General features: G+C 66.9%; 17 protein-coding genes. 6 read left to right on the top strand and 11 right to left on the bottom strand.

The annotated features are described in order from the left end of the window. Positions 1 to 107 precede the first annotated feature (107 nt). The 5 genes from NK214_RS07170 (at position 108) to NK214_RS07190 (ending at position 4,123) form a co-directional block, all read left to right on the top strand. Positions 108 to 299, top strand: coding sequence for a DUF1737 domain-containing protein (locus tag NK214_RS07170; protein WP_227108571.1), 192 nt, complete (start codon positions 108 to 110; stop codon positions 297 to 299). Then, positions 286 to 1,194, top strand: a complete 909-nt coding sequence (locus NK214_RS07175; RefSeq protein ID WP_253314117.1) for an EamA family transporter — start codon at positions 286 to 288, stop codon at positions 1,192 to 1,194. The genes NK214_RS07170 and NK214_RS07175 overlap by 14 nt, the downstream gene beginning before the upstream one ends. Further along, positions 1,184 to 2,101 carry a GlxA family transcriptional regulator gene (locus tag NK214_RS07180; protein ID WP_107800260.1) on the top strand — a complete coding sequence of 306 codons (918 nt, stop codon included), beginning with the start codon at positions 1,184 to 1,186 and terminating at the stop codon, positions 2,099 to 2,101. The genes NK214_RS07175 and NK214_RS07180 overlap by 11 nt, the downstream gene beginning before the upstream one ends. A gap of 109 nt (positions 2,102 to 2,210) precedes the next feature. Continuing rightward, on the top strand, positions 2,211 to 2,852 hold the full coding sequence (locus NK214_RS07185) for an LPP20 family lipoprotein (RefSeq protein WP_227107597.1): 642 nt from the start codon (positions 2,211 to 2,213) through the stop codon (positions 2,850 to 2,852). Continuing rightward, entirely contained in the window at positions 2,852 to 4,123 is a 1,272-nt protein-coding gene (locus NK214_RS07190; protein WP_107801919.1) for a flagellar assembly protein T N-terminal domain-containing protein, read from the top strand. Before NK214_RS07185 ends, NK214_RS07190 begins: the two co-directional genes overlap by 1 nt. A 69-nt stretch (positions 4,124 to 4,192) precedes the next feature. Here NK214_RS07190 and NK214_RS07195 read toward each other — a convergent pair whose 3' ends face one another. The 4 genes from NK214_RS07195 to sgrR form a co-directional block, all read right to left on the bottom strand. Beyond that, the gene (locus NK214_RS07195; RefSeq protein ID WP_253314118.1) at positions 4,193 to 4,609 is read right to left on the bottom strand and encodes a RidA family protein; all 417 of its coding nucleotides are present in this window, start codon (positions 4,607 to 4,609) and stop codon (positions 4,193 to 4,195) included. 34 nt (positions 4,610 to 4,643) lie between these two features. Then, on the bottom strand, positions 4,644 to 5,858 hold the full coding sequence (locus tag NK214_RS07200) for a cyanate transporter (RefSeq protein WP_253314119.1): 1,215 nt from the start codon (positions 5,856 to 5,858) through the stop codon (positions 4,644 to 4,646). Further along, entirely contained in the window at positions 5,855 to 6,400 is a 546-nt protein-coding gene (locus tag NK214_RS07205; protein ID WP_107800256.1) for a MarR family winged helix-turn-helix transcriptional regulator, read from the bottom strand. The genes NK214_RS07200 and NK214_RS07205 overlap by 4 nt, the downstream gene beginning before the upstream one ends. A 108-nt stretch (positions 6,401 to 6,508) precedes the next feature. Beyond that, positions 6,509 to 8,191 (bottom strand): HTH-type transcriptional regulator SgrR, encoded by a 1,683-nt coding sequence (gene sgrR / locus NK214_RS07210; RefSeq protein ID WP_253314120.1) that lies wholly within the window; start codon positions 8,189 to 8,191, stop codon positions 6,509 to 6,511. Positions 8,192 to 8,208: 17 nt separating this feature from the next. Between sgrR and NK214_RS07215 the strand changes: the two genes are divergently transcribed. Further along, positions 8,209 to 8,514: a hypothetical protein gene (locus NK214_RS07215; protein WP_253314121.1), complete on the top strand. Its 306-nt coding sequence runs from the start codon at positions 8,209 to 8,211 to the stop codon at positions 8,512 to 8,514. Between the two features lie 8 nt (positions 8,515 to 8,522). Here the strand turns inward: NK214_RS07215 and NK214_RS07220 are convergent, their stop codons facing one another. From NK214_RS07220 to yajC, 7 genes are all read right to left on the bottom strand, one after another. Next, a complete protein-coding gene (locus NK214_RS07220; protein WP_371926191.1) occupies positions 8,523 to 10,904 on the bottom strand; it encodes a chitinase C-terminal domain-containing protein in 2,382 nt (793 codons plus the stop codon). Between the two features lie 365 nt (positions 10,905 to 11,269). Beyond that, on the bottom strand, positions 11,270 to 12,091 hold the full coding sequence (locus NK214_RS07230) for an MBL fold metallo-hydrolase (RefSeq protein WP_253314122.1): 822 nt from the start codon (positions 12,089 to 12,091) through the stop codon (positions 11,270 to 11,272). A gap of 3 nt (positions 12,092 to 12,094) precedes the next feature. Next, complete coding sequence (gene mutL, locus NK214_RS07235) at positions 12,095 to 13,990, bottom strand: DNA mismatch repair endonuclease MutL (protein WP_253314123.1); 1,896 nt, start codon at positions 13,988 to 13,990, stop codon at positions 12,095 to 12,097. Between the two features lie 70 nt (positions 13,991 to 14,060). Next, positions 14,061 to 14,705, bottom strand: coding sequence for a DedA family protein (locus tag NK214_RS07240; protein ID WP_107800251.1), 645 nt, complete (start codon positions 14,703 to 14,705; stop codon positions 14,061 to 14,063). Positions 14,706 to 14,812: 107 nt separating this feature from the next. Beyond that, positions 14,813 to 15,748, bottom strand: a complete 936-nt coding sequence (gene secF, locus NK214_RS07245; RefSeq protein WP_107800250.1) for a protein translocase subunit SecF — start codon at positions 15,746 to 15,748, stop codon at positions 14,813 to 14,815. A gap of 9 nt (positions 15,749 to 15,757) precedes the next feature. Next, on the bottom strand, positions 15,758 to 17,605 hold the full coding sequence (gene secD, locus NK214_RS07250; protein ID WP_107800249.1) for a protein translocase subunit SecD: 1,848 nt from the start codon (positions 17,603 to 17,605) through the stop codon (positions 15,758 to 15,760). 68 nt (positions 17,606 to 17,673) lie between these two features. Continuing rightward, positions 17,674 to 18,000 carry a preprotein translocase subunit YajC gene (gene yajC, locus NK214_RS07255; protein WP_043633815.1) on the bottom strand — a complete coding sequence of 109 codons (327 nt, stop codon included), beginning with the start codon at positions 17,998 to 18,000 and terminating at the stop codon, positions 17,674 to 17,676. Positions 18,001 to 18,081 lie beyond the last annotated feature (81 nt).

An 18,081-nucleotide genomic window follows, 5' to 3' on the forward strand; every position in this document is an offset into this window, starting at 1 on the left:
GACTATCTGATGTTACCGTAAAGCGATATCCAAAATGAATGCGGCGGGCGCGGCCCGCCGCGCAGCCATGGGAGAATTGCATGCAGCCCACCCTTCCGCCCGACGACATGCCGGTCTACCGTCTGCTGACCGGCCCGGACGACGCTGGCTTCTGTCGCCGCGTCAGCGAGGCGCTGGCCCTGGGCTACCGGCTGTACGGCTCGCCGGCGGCCACCTTCAACGGCGAGCGCGTCATCGTCGCCCAGGCGGTGCTGTGGCCGGGCGCGCAGGCTCAGGGAGGCGGCGATGCCGTGGAGTGATCTCTTGCAGGCGCTGGCCATCGTGCTGGTGTGGGGCGTCAACTTCGTGGTGATCAAATGGGGCGTGTCCGATGTGCCGCCCTTGCTGCTGGGCGGCCTGCGCTTCTGTCTGGCCGCGGTGCCGGCCTTGTTCTTCATCCGCCGGCCGGCGCTGCCGTGGCGCTATCTGCTGGCCTACGGCCTCAGCGTGGGCGTCGGCCAGTTCGCCTGCCTGTTCACCGCGATCAAGCTGGGCATGCCGGCCGGCCTCGCCTCGGTGGTGCTGCAATCGCAGGCCTTCTTCACCCTGATCCTGGCTGCGCTGTGGCTGCGCGAGCGCTGGCAGGCCAGCCAGATGGCCGGCCTGCTGCTGGCCCTGGGCGGCCTGGCGCTGATAGGCCTGAGCAAGGGCGGCAGCATGACGGCGGTGGGCCTGGGCCTGACCATCGCCGCCGCCTTCAGCTGGGCATTGTCCAATGTGGTGGTGAGGCAGATGGGCCGCGCCGGCTACAGCGTGCAGCCGCTGGGCCTGGTGGTGTGGTCCAGCCTGGTGCCGCCGATTCCGTTCTTCCTGCTGTCCTGGTGGCTGGAAGGGGGCGAGCGCATCGCCGCCGCCTTGGCGCATTTCACGCCGCAGGCGCTGTTCGCGGTGGCCTATCTGGCTTTTGTCGCCACTCTGTTTGGCTATGGCTTGTGGAGCCGGCTGCTGTCGCGCCATCCGGCCGGCAAGGTGGCGCCGTTTTCCCTGCTGGTGCCGGTGGTGGGCGTGCTGGCCTCGGGCCTGCTGCTGGGGGAGCGCCTGAACGCGCTGCAGGCGGCCGGCAGCCTGTTGTTGCTGGCCGGGCTGGCGGTGAACGTGTTCGGCGCGCGCTGGCTGGCGCGCCGGCGCGCAGGAGCGGCGACGCGTGGCGCTTGATATCTTTTTCGTACTGCCGCCCAATCTGCTGCTGGTGGATCTGGCCGGCCCGGCCGACGCTTTTCGCATCGCCGCGCAACTGGGCGCGCCGTTCCGGCCGCATTACATCGCGCCGGCGGCCGGCGTGCCCACCTCGCTGGGCCTGAGCCTTGAAGGCGCGGCGCCCTTGCCGGACGCGCTGCCGGACGAGGCGCTGGTGGTGATCAGCGGCGCCGCGCATTCGATCGAGGCCTATGCGCGGCCGGAGGCGCGCGAGATCGTGCGCTGGCTGCGCCGCCGGGTGGACCCCGGCCGCCAGCGCGTGGCCAGCATTTGCTCAGGCAGCCTGCTGGCGGCGGAAGCCGGCCTGCTGGACGGCCGCCAGTGCACCACTCACCACACCCTGCTGCAGCGTTTGCAGCAACTGGCGCCGCAGGCCAGGGTGCAGCAGAACCGCGTCTTCGTGCAGGACGGGCCCATCAGCAGCAGCGCCGGCATCACCGCGGGGGTGGACTTGGCGCTGCAGCTGATCGCGCAGCTGGCCGGCCCGGCGCTGGCGCGGGACGTGGCGCGCCACATGGTGGTGTATTTCCGCCGTTCCGCCGGGGATCCGGAGTTGTCGCCGTGGCTGACGCACCGCAACCATTTGCACCCGGCGGTGCACAAGGCGCAGGACCTGATCGCCGCCGATCCGGCGCGCGGCTGGCGGGTGGAGGACTTGGCCGGCCAGGTGCACGTCAGCGCCAGGCATTTGTCGCGCTTGTTCCGCGAGCACGCCGGCGTGTCGGTGCACGACTATCACACCGGGCTGCGCCTGGCGCTGGCCAGCCAGTGGCGCGGCGCCGGCCTGTCCAAGGAGAAGGCCGCGCTGGCGGCCGGATTTTCCTCGGCGCGGCAATTGAACCGGGCGGACGCCGGCGGCCATTGATGCGGGCGGGATTTTGTTTTTATTCAAGTTTTGCATAGGAATGCCGATGTTGCGGTTGACGTTCGCTTAGATCGCTTCATAATTCGAGCAATATCCAACGGTATTTGCCATGAAAACGATTCCCAGTGTTGCCTGCTTCCTGTCCGTCTTGCTGGGCTTGTCCGCCTGCGCCACCGCCGAGCGTCCGCCGCTGGCCGCCGAGGCGCCGCGCGCCGCCGCGGGGATGACGCCGAGCGGCGTCGGTTTCGTCGGTCCTGGCATTGAAACCGAAGCGCCCAAGGTGGTGGTCAAGGAAGTGAATCCCTATCAGCCCATCGTGGTGCGGGTGGTGGGCAGCGGCGCGGCGCCGTACACCTCCAGTCTGACGCCGTCGCAGCGCAAGCTGCTGGCCTTGCGCGCCGCCCGGCTGGACGCTTTCCGCGCCATCGCGGAACAGGTGCAGGGCATGAAGCTGGTGGGCAACAGCTCGGTGTCGAACATGATCGCCAACAGCGATAGCTTCCGCACCTATGTGGACGCCTATCTGCGCGGGGTCAACATCGTGTCCAACAGCATGAAGCCGGACGGCACCAGCGAGGCGGTGGCCGAGATCACGCTGGATCAGGACTTCTACAAGCAGTTCCGCCAGGCGCTGGACAAGACCGGCAGCGTGATGAAGGCTTCGCAGGAAAACGCCACGTCCGGCCTGCAGTGCGCCGAGGGCAATTGCGGCGCGGCGCGTTACAACAGCAACTACTACATGGCTCAATGATGCGGTTTCGTTTCCGTACCCTGCTGGCCGCCGCGTTTGCGGCGGCTTTTGTTTGTCCGGCCGGCGCCGAGATCATGCGCGCCGAGGGCGTGGCCTCGTTGGACAACGGCGTCGCCGCCGCGCGCGAGCAGGCGCTGCAGGACGCGCTCAAGATGGTGGCGCTGCGCCAGGGCGCGCGGGTGGAGGCTTCGCAGGGGCTGGATTACGGCAGGAGCAGCGAGTCCGGCACGCTGACGCCGCTGGCGCCGGCGCAGGGCGCGGTCAAGGTGGTGAAGGAGTTCCAGCAGGGCAAGCTCTACCATGTGCTGGTGGAGGTGGACACCGCCAAGCCGTCCGGCGCCGCGCGCGGCAAGGAGGCCGCCTGCGCGATGCCGCCGGGCCGCAGCCTGCGCCGCAAGATCGTCACCACGTATTTCCAGGTGGACCGCCCGGCGGAGGCGTCCGACATGCCGGAGCTGGCCACCGGCCTGCCCACCGAGCTGTCGCGGAGGCTGGGCGCCAACCGCATGTACAGCCTGCTGGACGCCAACACGGTGTCGGTGCTGGCGGATGCGCGCGTGGCCGAACCGGCCGCCGGCGCGGAGATCGCCCGCCGCATCGGCCAATCCGAGGACGCCCAGTTCGTGGTGGCCGGGCGGGTGCTGGCCACCGGCGCCACCGCCAAGGGGCTGCGCAAATCGCTGTACGAGTCCAACAACACCAGTCAGCAGGGGACGTTCTACAACGGGCCGTTCGCCGGCCTGTTCGGCGGCGGAGTCAAATACGTGCCCACCGAGCGCCAGTTCGACGCCGAAGTCTGGGTGTACGACGCGCTGACCGGCGCCTTGCTGGCCCGCGAGCGGGTGTCGGAGCTGGCCAAGGGCGAAGTGACGCCGAATCCGCCGCGGCCCTTCGCCTCGGCGGCGTTCTGGCAGAGCGATTACGGCCAGGCGGTGAACCGGGCGCTGGATCAGGCGGTGAGCAGGATAGGCGAGGTGATTTCCTGCATTCCGTTCTCCGCCCGCATCGTCAAACTGGCCGGCCCGCGCCAGGTCTACATCAACGCCGGCTCGCTGGACGGCGTCGCCGTCGGCGATAAATTCCTGGTCTATCAGCGCAAGAGCGCGCAGCCGGTGCGCGATCTGATCTCCGGGCGCGAGCTGGGCGTGCCGGAAACCCTGGCCGGCGACGTCGTCATCAGCCAGGTACAGCCCAATTTCGCCGTCGGCGCGGTGCAGGCGCCGGGCAAGGTGGAAGAAGGCGATTACGTGCGCTTCATGCCGCGGCGCTGAGCGCGGCCGCCAATGAAAAAAAGCCCGCCTTCACGGCGGGCTTTTTTGCGTCGGATTTGCGTCGGAGAGTCAAGCGGGCAGGAAGGCGGTGGCCTCGATTTCGAACAGCATGCCGTCCAGCGCCAGCCGCGGCACCGGGATCAGCGTGCAGGCCGGCGCGGGCAGCGCGCCCCAGGCGGCGGCCAGTTCCGCGCCGAAGGCGCGCAGCCGCGTTTCGCTGTGATCGACGATCAGCACCGTCAGCTTGGCGACATGGGCGAGATCGGCGCCGCCGGAGGCCAAGGCGGTGCGCAGATTGGCCAAGGCCTGGCGCACTTGCGCCTCGAAACCGTCGGCCAGTTCGCCGGCGGCGTTTTCACCGCCCTGACCGGCCACCAGCAGCATGCGGCTGCCGGCGTCGACGATGGCCAGATGGGAATAGCCGTTGGGCGCCGGGTCGTACAGGCCGGCGGGATTGCTCAGGCGGAAGGGAACGGTTGTGCTCATCGACTTTCTCCTGTGGTGTGCCGCCGTCCCGGGATCAACGGGGCTGCGCGGCGACGACGGCCGGGTTTTGCATCGCTTCGGCGTAGCCCTGGGGCGCGAAGCGGCGGGTCAGCACCAGCAGGCTGGCGATCAGCAGCGCCAGGCACAGCCAGGCCAGATTGAAGCTGGAAGTGGCGTCGCGGATCCAGCCGGCGGCGAAGGGCGCCACCGCGGCGATCAGATAGCCTATGCCCTGCACGAAGGCCGACAACTGGCCGGCGTTGCGCGCGTCCTCGTAGTGGTGCAGCGTCAGAATCATGGTCAGCGGGAACAGGCCGCCCACGCCCAGGCCCAGCAGCGCCACCCACAGCAGCAGCAGGCCGCCGTGCGGCGCCAGCACCATGCCCAGCAAGCCGGCCAGCACCGCCAGCAACACCAGGGTCAGCCAGCCGCGCATATCATGACTGCGCGCCGACAACAGCGGGATGGTCAGGCCGGACACCACTTCCATGCCGGTCATGAAGCTGAGCATCAGGCCGCCTTGTTGCTGGCTCCAGCCCAGTTGCACGAACAAGGCCGGCAGCCAGGCCAGCGAGCTGGCGTAGACCGCGGTGCCGATGCCGAAATAAAAGGCCAGCAGCCAGGCGCGCGGGATCCGGCTGAATTGCGGAGCGCGCGCGGCGGAGCCGCCGCCGGGAGCGCGGCGCGGCGCGCTCAGCAGCCAGCAGGGCAGCGCCAGCGCCGCCAGAGCGGCCCAGGCGGCCAGGCCGTTTTGCCAATGCGCACTATGCGCGGCCAGCCACGGCGCGCCGGCGGCGGCCAGGGAGGCGCCGCCCATGATGGCGGTGATGTAGAAGCCCATCAGCGCCGAGACCTTGTGCGGGAAATACTGCTTGATGAAGCCGGGAATCAGGGCCTGGGCCAGCGCGATGCCGATGCCGGCCATCAGCGCGGTGGCCAGCAGCGCGCCGAAGCTCGCCGGCAGCCAGCGCAGCGCGCTGGACAAGAAAATCAGCAGCAGGGCGATGACCACGCCCAGCCGCGCGCCGGCGCGGCGTTCCAGCCAGCTGCCCAGAAAGGCGCCGGCGCCCATGGTGGCCACCGGCAGCGTGGTCAACAGCGAGGCGTCGCTAAAGCTCATGCCGGTGGCGTGGCGCAGCTGGTCCAGCAGCGGGCCGATGGCGGCGAGGGCGGGGCGCAGGTTCAGGCCCACCAGGATGATGGACAGCGCCAGCCACAGCGGGCGCTGAACGGAGGTGTCTTGCTTCATGAAGTTTTGCTTTCGGTGGGGAGGGGGCGAGCTTGGGGCGTCGCTTCGGCTTGCGCTTCTCCGGGGAAGCTTTGCAGCCACTGGCTCAGCAGCGCGGCCAGTTGTTCGCGTTGCGGCGCGGCCAGCGCGGCCAGCGCGGTGTCCTGGGTGGCGATGTGGGCGCTCATCGCGCGCTCAATCAGCTCCAGTCCGGCCGGACTCAGACGGATCAGCATGCCGCGGCGGTCCTTGGGGTCGGGCAGGCGCTCCACCCAGCCGGCGCTCTCCAGCCGGTCCAGGCGCTTGCTGACCGCGCCCGAGGTCAGCAGCAGCGTGGTGTAGAGCATGGTGGGCGATAGCTGGTAGGGCGCGCCGGCGCGGCGCAGCGTGGCCAGCACGTCGAACTCGCCGTCCTTGAGTCCGAAGCGGGCGAAGTTGTCGGCCAGCGCGCGCTCCACATGGGTGACCAGCCGCGCCAGCCGGCCGATGACGCCGATGCTGGCGCTGTCCAGATCGGGCCGCTCGCGCCGCCACTGGGAGATGATGGTGTCTATCTTGTCCATGGGGGGCGATTATGTCATGGATATGTATTCCTGGGAAGATATTTTACTTAAAGTATCTTTATGTGAAATTATTCGCGCGGCATCAGGCGACCCCGCGTTTGAACCGCTTCAGCCGTCCGCTTGCAGCCAGGCGGACTTGAAATCAAACCAGCCCAGGCTGTTGAGGCGCACGCCCTGCATCTGGGCCGGCCCTTGCAGCCGCAGCCAGTTGTGAAACAGCGGCAGCATCCAGCGTTGCTGGACCACGGCGGCGGACAGATCCTGGGCGCGGAACAGGCCCTGGCGCCAGCTCTGATGCCACTGCGCCAGCGGCAGCGCCGGCTCCAGGCAGCGGCGCAGCAGCGGGGTGCCCAGCACCCAGGCGGCCACCGAGTATTCCGGCCGGGTGGCGAAGTTGACCGAGCCCAGCCACACATCGGCGTCGGCCCGGCCCTGCTCCCAGTCGGCGTAGGGCAGAGCGAGGCATTCCAGCGTCACGCCGTGGGGCCGCAGGCAGCGCGCCATCGCGGCGGCGATCAATTGGTACTCCGGATGCTGCTCGTAATACGCCAGACGCAGCGCGCTCAGACCGTCCGGCGGCTTCAGGTTCAAGGCCGGCTGGGCGTGGTGCCAATTGGGCAGCAGGCCGGCGGCCGGCGCCCAGTACTGACGCACCGCCGGCGCGGTTTCATGGATCACGGCCAGCGGCGCCAGGGCCTGGGCCAGCCAGTCGCGCAGCGCGGCGTCGTGCAGACGCGGGGAGCGGCCGTCGGCGAGCAGGAAGTAGACGCCGGACTCCAGCGCCATTTCGGTCTGCACGCTGGGCTCGCGCGGATTGATGCGCACTTCCAGGCCGCAGACCTGGCCGTTGCCGTGTTCCAGTTGTTCGCCCAGTTCCGGCATCATCCAGATGTCCACCTGGTCCAGCAGCGCGCGGTAGCCGAAGTAATCGTCGAAGGCCTGCAAGCACAGCCGGTGGCGGGTGTTGGCGGCGACGCGGTAAGGGCCGGTGCCCACCGGGCGCGAGGCGAAGTCGGCGCGGGCGGCGTGGTCGGCCGGCAGGATCAGCGCGGCGCTGTCGGCCAGCAGCCAGGGCAGCCATTGGTCGGGCTCGCTCAATTCCAGCGCCAGGCTGCGCGGCGACAAGGGCCGCACGGCTTGCAGATGGGAGAACAGCGGCTGCGCGCGCAAGCGCAGCAGCGAGGCCTGGACATCGGCGACGCTCAGCTCGCGGCCGTCGTGCCAGCGCACCGCCGGTCGCAGGTGGAAGTGCCATTCCAGCGGGCCCTGCTGGCTCCAGTGATGGGCGAGATCGCCTTCTACTTCCCCTTTTTCCTCATTTATCCGGCTCAGTCCGTTGAAGATCTGGCCGACCAGATGCCGCTCGGAACGGCGCAAGGGCGTGCCGGGGTAGAGGTTGGGCAAGGGCCGGTAATAAGGCACGCCCAATACCTGGCGGTCCTGGCTCCAGCGTTTGCCCAGCCGCGCCAACAGCAAGGGCGCCAGCTCGCCGCGGTCGTCGCCCAGCAAGTCCACCGCCTGCTCCACCCGGCCCTGTTCCAGCAATTGCGCGGCGCGCTCCCGCTGCAACTGCTCCGGGGCTTGCAGAAAGCGCAGTTGCGAGCGCATGCCGCGCCCGGCTTGCGCCTGCCACGCTATCCAGCCTTGCGCCTGCATCTGTTGCAGCAGGCTGCGCATGTGGCGACGCGTGCAAAACAGCAGGTCGGCCAGCTGTTGCAGCGAGACGGCCTCGGTCTGGCCGGCGAAGTGATGATGGAGCTTCTGGTATTGCTGGGCGAGCCGCGCGGACATAAGAGGAAGTTTCCTGATTGAAAGTCAGCAATTTTTATTGCCTCATATTGCGCCGACAATACTCGCATCCACAGCGGGAGTCCACAGCGATGAAAACCGATCCGACCTTCTTGTTTTACCAGCGTTTTCTCGACGGCAAAAAGCCGGTGTTCGGCTTGACGCCGCAGGCGGCGCTGGAACGCTTGAACGAGTTGATGCAATGGCAGCCGCCGGCGGACGGCGGCGCAGAAAAAAAGCCGGGCGAACCCGGCTTGGAAGGTACTGAGGAGAACGAGGGAATTCAGAACCCGTTCAAAGTCTGGCGAGCCAGCGCCAGACTTTGAAGCGGATCTCAGCGTAGGTAAGGCAGGTAGGGCGCCTCCTCGCGGATGGCGTAAGTCTTGCCGCCCAAAGTCACGCTGAAGTTGCGCGGGCCGGAGATCGGCAGATAGTAGACCACGGCCAGGCTGACGCTCTGGCCCGGCGCCAGCGACTGCCACGACGGCAGCTTGACCGAGACGCGATGGGCGTCGCCCTTCAGGCCGCCGATATTGTTGCCGCTATGGCCGACGCTGATCACCTTGAGTCCGAAGCCGGACTGGTCGGCGAAGTTGGACGGCGCCGAGGTGGGCACGTCGAACTGGAACTCGGTGCCGCCGGGCAGGGTGCTGCCGGAACGGTTGGTGATGGTCAGCTTGGGGTTGATCGGATAATTGCTGTCGCCCAGCGCGTAGCCGTCCAGCGAGAAGCCGACGTCGATGGCGGCGGTGGCGGCCGGGGCGGTGGCGGCGGGCTTGACGCTGACGGCGGCCGGTTTGCTGAAAGCGTTGTACAGCAGGCTGGTCAGCGTGGTACCGATGAAGTACTCGCCCTTGCCGCCGTTGCGCTCCTGTTTCCAGTCGTAGTCGCCGGCCAGTTCCCAGAACATCACGCCGCCGACGTTGTTGGCGTCGACCCAGGCGGCTTTCTTGGCGATGGACTGCTCATCCTCGGTGGACAGGAACACTTTCTTGCCGGCGTTCCACAGCCACGGCGCGCTCAGGGTGTCGTTGTAGAAACGCTGATAGCTGCCGCTGAGCTGGTTTTCCGGCTTGCTCGGGTCCAGGTAGGCGGACAGATAGCTGCCGCCCTGGTTTTTCTCCAGGTTCTTGGCGTGCCACATCGGGTTGGAGCCGGCGCCCACTTCACGGCCTTGTTCGTCCAGGTCGTGCCACAGATTGTCTATGCCCACCGCGCCGTCGCCGCAGGTTTTCAGGCCGGTCGGGCAGTTGCCGCCCACCGAAGTGCCCCACAGGCCGTTGCTGCCGCCGTTGACGTTTTTCCAGCCGCGGGTGTAGTAGGGCACGCCGATATTGACGCGCGCCGCCGGCAGGCCGCCGCGGTAGTAGTGGTAGGACCAGTCGGTGTTCAGATAGCCGATGCCGCCGTATTGCGCGGTGGTGTACACGCTCCAGCGCGCCAGTTCGGCGTCCTTGCCGTCGTCGTAGAGCGCGGCGTTGGGGCCGACGAACTCGTTCCAGGCGCCGTGCAGGTCATAGGACATCACGTTGACGAAGTCGAAGTTGCGCAGGCTCTGGAAGGCTTCCATGCCGCGCAGCAGATAGCCGGAGGCCGGCACCGCGGCGGTGAGCTGGTAGTAGCGGCCGTCCTGGGAGGCGGCGCGGTCCAGCCGTTCGCGCAATGTCCGCGTCAGCGCGTTGAAGCCCTTGTTCAGCGAACCGCGGCGGGCGTTGGCGACGCTCCAGTCCAGCGGATTGCCGGCGTCGTTCATCGAGGTCGGGTATTCGAAGTCGATGTCCACGCCGTCGAAGCCGTATTTGCGCAGGAAGGCGACGGCGGAGTCGGCGAAGGCGTCGATGCCGGCCTGGTTGACGCTGCCGTCGGCGTTGATGGTCATGCTGTAGAAGCCGCCGCTGTTGACGCGCTTGCCGTCCGCGCCGAAATAGCCGCCGGTCTCGGCCCAGCCGCCCACCGAGACCAGGGTTTTGACGCCCGGGTATTTGCGCTTGTACTGGGTCAGCAGGTTGAAGTGGCCCTTATAGGGCAGGCTGGCGTCCATTTCCGCGCCGGGCACGCCCGGCCAGCTCATGTCGGTGGCCGGGTTGCCGGGATTGTTTTCGCCTACCGACAGCCGGTTGTTGCCGTCCACGTGGGCGAAGGCGTAGTTGATGTGGGTGAGCTTGCCCCAGGGGATGTCGCTGGCGAGGTAGGCCGGCTGGCCGTTCTTGCCGGTGCGCCAGCTGGTGAAGTAGCCGATCAGCCGCTTGCGGCTGCCGTTGGCCAACTGCTCGGCGCCGCCTTTCTGGTAGGCCGCGCAATACGGCACGTCCACGCCGTCGGTGCGCGCCAGCCCTTCCGGCCGGCACAGCGCGTTGCCGGTGGGCGGAGGCACTTGCACCAGCGGCGGTTCGGTCGGGTTGCCGCCGCCGCCGTCGCACTGGCCGATCAATTTCCATGGACTGGCGTCGCTGGCGGAGGGCGTATTGCCCTGGGTCCACCATTTGGCCTCCCAGGTCTGGCCCTGGTAGCTGACGCGCTGGCCGCCGGTGTAGATCGAGCCGGCGCTCCAGGCCGGGTCGGCGCAGCTGGCGGCCGCGGTTTTGATCAGACCGTCGCGGGCGGCGGATGCCGGCGCCTTGGCGGCGGTGGGGGCGTGCTGGGCGGCCAGCAGCGCGGCGCCGGCCACGGCGGTGCCGGCCAGACCGGTTTTCAGCAGCAGTAAGGCTTTGCTCACAGTCCATCTCCTTCTTGGAAAAAGGCGGGGCGAAAGGCCGGCGCGGCGCGCCGACTTGTATTTAAGTTGTATTAAAGTTGTATGTAAGTGGTATTGGACATAAGCATGTGCAGGGAAGGACTAAGCACACACCTGTTCTTTTTTTCAGGTGTATTCGCGCCGTTTTTTGCTAGCGACCGGACGAAGACGGACGCGCTGAGCGCGGCGGGACGGCCAAAGCCCGCAGCGGCGGCGTTTATGCGGTTTGGAGGCGGGAGAAGGAGACGGAGCGGTGGTCGGAATGCTGCAATGCGGCACGCCGACCGTGAATAATGGCGGAAAGAGCGAACTGTCGTTTTTCCGCGGCAGGAACTGTCGAAACCGGTTTAGTCGAAGCTCAGTTGACTGCCGGCGGCGATGGGGTGCTGGCGCGCCAGCGCGTGACGGGCGTAGCCGGTGCAGTGACAGGCGTACAGGCCCTCCGGTGCCAGTTGCTGGAAGTAGCGGCGGGTCCGCCAGACGCGCCACGGCGCCGCGCTGCGCAGGTGGAAACCGCCTATCACCGCGTGGACGCGCGGCTCGGCGCAGACTTCGCGCGCGTAGTCGACGATGTGGCGGATGCCGGAATGGGCGCAGCCGCTGAAGACGATCAGGCCTTGCTCGCCGCGGTAGACCAGGGCCGAATCGTCGGCCACCGGGTCCGGCCGGTGGCCGCTCGCGTCGACGAGGCGGCCCAGGGTGCCGCGGCCTTCGGCGTGGCGCCGCCGTGGAATCTGGCCGAGGAAGACGTAGCGGTCGGCGAAGGCGTGGGGCCGGGCGTGCAATTGCAGCTCGAAGCTGGCTTGCAGATCGGCTTCGGCGAGCGGCGAGCCCAGCTTGCGCAGCGTGATCGGCCCCAGCCGCGCTTCGCGCGCTCGGAAGGCCTCGGGATGGGCCAGCAGCGGCAGCGGCGCCGCCGCGCGCTGGCGCAAGAGCCGGCTGAGCGCAGGCAGGCCGCCGCTGTGGTCGTAATGGCCGTGCGACAACACCACCTGGCTGAGCGCGGCGAGATCGACGCCCAGCTGACTGGCGTTGCGCAGCAGCGCGTCGCTGCGGCCGGTGTCGAACAGTATGCGGTGCGGGCCGTCCTCGATCAGCAGCGCGAGGCCGGGCTCGGCGATCAAGTCCGGCCGCAGGCTGTGGTTTTCCGCCAGAACGGTGACGCGCATCGCTTATTGTCCGCGCATGAACAGCTTGTCCAGCTCGCGCATGGACAGCCGGGTCCAGGTGGGGCGGCCGTGGTTGCACTGGCCGGAGCGTTCGGTGGCTTCCATATCGCGCAGCAGCGCGTTCATTTCCGGCAGCGTCAACTGGCGGTTGGCGCGCACCGCGCCGTGGCAGGCCATGGTGGCCAGGAGCTCGTTGCGGCGCTCGGTCAGCACCTGGCTGAGGCCGAACTCGCGCACATCCTTCAGCACCGCGCGCGCCAAGTCCACCGGATTGCCGTCCTTCAGCCACACCGGCACGCCGCGCACGGCGATCTGGGTGGGGGACAGCGGCGCCAGTTCCATGCCCAGCCGCTTCATCTCCTCGCCGTGCTCGTGGGCGGTGGCCACCTCCATGCGATCGGCGGCGAAGGACACCGGCAGCAGCAAGGGCTGCATCGGGATGGTGTCGGCCTCCAGCGCGGTTTTCAGCTGTTCGTAGACGATGCGTTCGTGGGCGGCGTGCATGTCCACCAGGATCAGCCCGTCTTCGCACTGGCTGAGGATGTAGACGCCGTGCAGCTGAGCCAGCGCGAAGCCCAGCGGCGGAACGCCGTCCGCGCTTTGCGGCAGCGCGGCGACGCGCTGCGGCGGCAGGCTGTATTCCACCGGCGCCGGCGCGGCGGGCTGGGCGCGTTCTTCCTCGCGCAGGCCGCCGAACAGCTTGTCGTAGATGCCGGTGGCTTCCCGGGCCACGTGCAGCGGCATCGCCTGCTGCTGGTAGCGGAAGGCGGGCTGTCCCCCGGCCGGACCGGAGGAGGGCGCGGCGGGCCGGTTGAACGGCTTGTCGAACAAGGGCGCGGATTCGCCCTGGGCCAGCGCGGGCTCGGCCGCCGAGTCTGCGCCGGCGATCTGAACGGTAGGCGCGGCGCCGGCGGTGGTGCTGGCCAAAGCCTTGTGCACGCTGTGGAACAGGAATTGGTGGATGGCCTGCGATTCGCGGAAGCGCACTTCGATCTTGGTCGGGTGCACGTTGACGTCGACGCCGGACGGCTCCATGGTCAGGAACAGCGCATAGGCCGGATGGCGATCGTGGTGCAGGACGTCGCGGTAGGCCTGGCGCAGCGCGTGCAGCGCGGTCTTGTCGCGGACGAAGCGGCCGTTGACGTAGAAGTACTGGGCGTCGCGGCTGGCCTTGGAGTAAGTGGGGGAGGCGACGAAGCCGCTGAGCGTCAGCGGGCCGGCGGCGGTGTCGATCTCGATGGCGGCGGCGACGAAATCCTTGCCCAGCATCGCGGCCACGCGTTCGGCCAGGCTTTGCGCCGGCAGGCGCCAGATCACCTTGCCATTGTGGCGCAGCATGAACTCCACATGGGGGTGGGCCAGCGCGATGCGCTCGAAAACGGCCTCGCAGTGCGCGTATTCGGTGTTCTCGCTTTTCAGGAATTTGCGCCGCGCGGGGGTGTTGAAATAGATGTCCACCACTTCCACGCTGGTGCCGGGCGAGTGGGCGGCCGGCTCCACCGGGTGCAGCGCGCCGTCGATGGCGATGAGCTGATGGGCGTGTTCGGCGTCCGGCGGCCGGCTGACCAGGGTCAGCCGCGACACCGAGGCGATGCTGGCGAGGCCCTCGCCGCGGAAACCCAGGGTGGCGACGTTTTCCAGATCGTCCAGCGAGGCGATCTTGCTGGTGGCGTGGCGATCCAGCGCCAGCGCCAGGTCTTCCGCCGCGATGCCGCCGCCGTTGTCGGTGACGCGCAGCAGCTTGATGCCGCCCTGGGCCAGGTCCACCGTGATCTTGGACGCGCCGGCGTCCAGGCTGTTTTCCAGTATTTCCTTGAGCGCGGAGGCGGGGCGTTCCACCACTTCGCCGGCGGCGATCTGGTTGACGAGGTGGTCGGGCAGGCGTTGGATGCGTTTCATGGGCGGCATTGGGGCGTGATGTCAAAGCAAAAAGGCCGCGCTACGGCGGCCTTGTCGATTCTACTACGGATCAGCCGCGGGCGGCCGCGCGCTTGTGGCGCCAGATTTCAATCAACCCCGGCAGGAAGGAGACCAGGATGATGCCGAAGATCAGCAATTCCAGGTTCTTGCGCACGAAGGGCAGGTTGCCGAAGAAATAGCCGGCGTAAGTGAAGCCGACCACCCAGGCGATGGCGCCCACCACGTTGTAGCGCAGGAACTGCGGGTAGTGCATCTTGCCGATGCCGGCGACGAAGGGCGCGAAGGTGCGCACGATGGGCACGAAGCGGGCGAAAATGATGGTTTTGCCGCCATGGCGTTCGTAGAAGGCGTGGGTCCGGTCCAGGTATTGCGGCTTCAGGATGCGCGGAAACTTGTCGAACAGCTTCATGCCGACGTTGCGGCCGATGGCGTAGTTGGTCGCATCGCCGAGGATGGCGGCGACGATCAGGAGCAGCACCAGCAAGTGCGGGTTCATCTGGCCCATGGCCGCCAGCGCGCCGGCGACGAAGAGCAGCGAGTCGCCGGGCAGGAAGGGGGTGACCACCAGTCCGGTTTCGCAGAATACGATCAGAAACAGAATGGCGTAGATCCAGGGGCCGTAGGCGGCCACCAGCTGGGACAGATGAGTGTCGATGTGCAGGATGAAGTCGATCAGAAAAGTGATGGCTTCCATGATGTCGTTGCGCTCGGTAAGGGTGCTGCTCGGGTTGAAAGTACAACTGGCCGGACAAGCCGGCCAGCAATCAGAACCTTTTTAAATGAGGCTCATGAGGGAAGTGGTCAGACGACCGCTTCTTCTTTTGGTTTCACCGGCTTGATCATATGTTCGCGCTTCACGCCCAGCCACAGGGCGATCGGGCTGGCGACCAGCACCGAGGAGTAAATGCCGAACACGATGCCGATGGTCAGCGCCATCGCGAAGCCGTGCAGCGCCGGGCCGCCGAACAGCAGCATGGACACCACCATCATCTCGGTGGAGAAGTGGGTGATGATGGTGCGGCTCATCGTGGCGGTGATGGCGTTGTCGATGACTTCGGCCACGCTGTGGCCCTTCATGCCCGGCTTGCGGAAGTTCTCGCGAATCCGGTCGAACACCACCACCGATTCGTTCACCGAGTAGCCCAGCACCGCCAGGATGCCGGCCAGCACGGTCAGCGAAAACTCCCAGCGGAAGAAGGCGAAGCAGCCCAGGATGATCACCACGTCGTGCATGTTGGCGATGATGGCCGCGATGGCGAAACGCCATTCAAAGCGGATGGCCAGGTAGATCATGATGCCCACGCACACCAGGATGGTGGCGGTCAGACCGTGGGTCACCAGTTCCTCGCCCACGCTGGGGCCGACGAAGTCCACTTTGCGCAGTTGCACTTGAGGATCGCCGGCCTTGAGCATGGCCATCACTTTTTCCGACAGCTGGGCGGAGGTGACGCCCGGCTTGTTGGGCAGGCGTATCATCACGTCGCGGCTGCTGCCCAGGCTCTGCACCGTGGATTCGCCCAGCTTGAGCTCGTCCACCTTGTCGCGGATGGCGCCCAGGTCGGCGGACTGCTGGTACTGCACTTCCAGCACGGTGCCGCCGGTGAATTCCACGCTGTAGTTCAGGCCGCGGGTGGCCAGGAAGAAGATGGCCAGGATGAAGGTCACCAGCGAGATGGTCGTGGTGAGCCGGCCGTAGCTCATGAACGGGATGTCCCGTTTGATGCGGAAAAGCTCCATATCCGGTCCTTATCCTTTGTTTTCCGGTTTCCACACTTGGCCGATGGCCAGCGTGGTCAGTTTGCGGCGGCGGCCGTACCACAGGTTGACCAGGCCGCGGGAAATCACCACCGCGGAGAACATCGAGGTCAGGATGCCCAGGCTGTGCACCACGGCGAAGCCGCGCACCGCGCCGGAGCCAAAGATCAGCAGCGCGAGGCCGGCGATCAGCGTGGTGACGTTGGAGTCCAGAATGGTGTGCCAGGCGTGGGTGTAACCGGCCTGGATCGCCGAATGCGGCGGCACGCCGTTGCGCAGCTCCTCGCGGATGCGCTCGTTGATCAGCACGTTGGCGTCGATGGCCATGCCCAGCGCCAGCGCGATGGCGGCGATGCCGGGCAGGGTCAGCGTGGCCTGGATCATGGACAAGAGCGCCAGCAGCAGGAAGACGTTGATCGCCAGCGACAGCGCGGAGAACACGCCGAACATGCCGTAGTACAGGACCATGAAGGTGGCGATGGCGGCAAAGCCCCACAGCGTGGCGTGGAAGCCTTTCTCGATGTTTTCCTGACCCAGGCTCGGGCCTACGGTGCGCTCTTCGACGATGTTCATCGGCGCGGCCAGCGAACCGGCGCGCAAGAGCAGGGCGGTGTCATTGGCTTCGGCCGGGTTCATGCTGCCGGAGATCTGTACGCGGCCGCCGCCGATTTCGGAGCGGATCACCGGGGCGGTCACCACTTCGGCGCGGCCTTTTTCCACCAGCACCATCGCCATGCGGCGGCCGATGTTCTCGGCGGTCACCTGACGGAAGATGGAGGCGCCGGCGGAGTCCAGATTGATGTGGACGGCGGGCGCGCCGTTTTCGTCGAAGCCGGCCTGGGCGTCGTTGATATTGTCGCCGGTCAGTTCAACGTCCTTGCGCACCAGAATCTTCTGCACGCCGCGGGAAGAGGCTTCGTCCAGCAGCTCGTAGCCGGCCGGCACGTTGCCGGCCATCGCGTCGGCCATCTTGCTCGGGTCGTCTTCCACCATGCGCACTTCCAGCGTGGCGGTGCGGCCGATGATGTCCTTGGCGCGGGCGGTGTCCTGGATGCCGGGCAGCTGCACCACGATGCGGTTGGGGCCGTTCTGCTGAATGATGGGCTCGGAGGTGCCCAGCTCATTGACGCGGTTATGCAGGGTGGTGATGTTCTGTTTGACCGCGTCGCCCTGGATCTTGGTGATCTCTTCCGGCTTCAGGGTCAGCGTCAGCCGGTAGTTGCCGTCGTCGCTCTTGACGGTGAGCGAGGGCAGGCTGCGGTAGACCACGTCCTGAGTGGCCTTGAGCGTATCGGCGTCGCGCAGCTGCACTTCCAGCGTATTGCCGTTGCGCTTGATCGCGCCGTAGCGGACTTTCTTGTTCTTCAGCTCGCGGCGCAAGTCGCCGGCGTAGCGTTCCATCGTCTTGTCGATGGCGGCCTTCATGTCCACTTCCAGCAGGAAGTGCACGCCGCCGCGCAGGTCGAGGCCGAGGAACATCGGATGCGCCTTCAGGCTGGTCAGCCAGGCGGGGGAGGCGGACAGCAGATTAAGCGCGATGATGTAGTTGTCGCCCAGCGCGTGCTGGATGGCGTCGCGCGCCTTGAGCTGGGTGTCGGCGTCCTTGAAGCGGACTCGCAGGCTGGTTCCGTCGAGGAACAGGCCGTCGGGAGAGATGTTCTGCGCTTTCAGCGCCTCTTCCACGCGCGTCATCACGGCGGTGTCCACCGGAATGGATTGGCGCGAGCTGGAGACCTGGACCGCGGGAGTCTCGCCGTAGAAATTGGGTAGCGTGTAGATCGCGGAAAGGATCAGGGCCACCGCAATGACGAGGTATTTCCAAAGAGGGTAGCGGTTCATGTTTTAGTTCGGGAAAAGAAAATGAACCGGCCACCGGCAGCGCGCTGCGGTGGCCGTCGGCTGAATCCTTACAGCGACTTCAGCGTGCCTTTTTCCAGCTTGGCGGAAACCGAGCCGCGCTGAACGGTGATTTCCACGCCGTTGGCGATTTCCAGAGTCAGGAACTGTTCGCCGATCTTGGCCACGCGGCCGACGATGCCGCCCTGGGTGGCGACTTCATCGCCCTTCTGGATTTCCGACAGCATCTTCTGATGCTCTTTCATGCGCTTCTGCTGCGGGCGCACCATCAGGAACCAGAACAGCACGAAGATGGCGATCATGGGCAGGAAGCCCATCAGGTCGAAACCTCCTACTGCGGCGCCGGTGTTGGCGAAGGCGGGGCTGATAAAGGACATCAAACTACTCCCTTAGATTATGTATTGTTATGGCTGGTCGAAATAAACGGACCATTGTAGCCATGCTGGTCCGCTTTTTCC

It is taken from the genome of Chromobacterium sp. S0633, from assembly GCF_024158805.1.
Classification (GTDB): Bacteria; Pseudomonadota; Gammaproteobacteria; order Burkholderiales; family Chromobacteriaceae; genus Chromobacterium.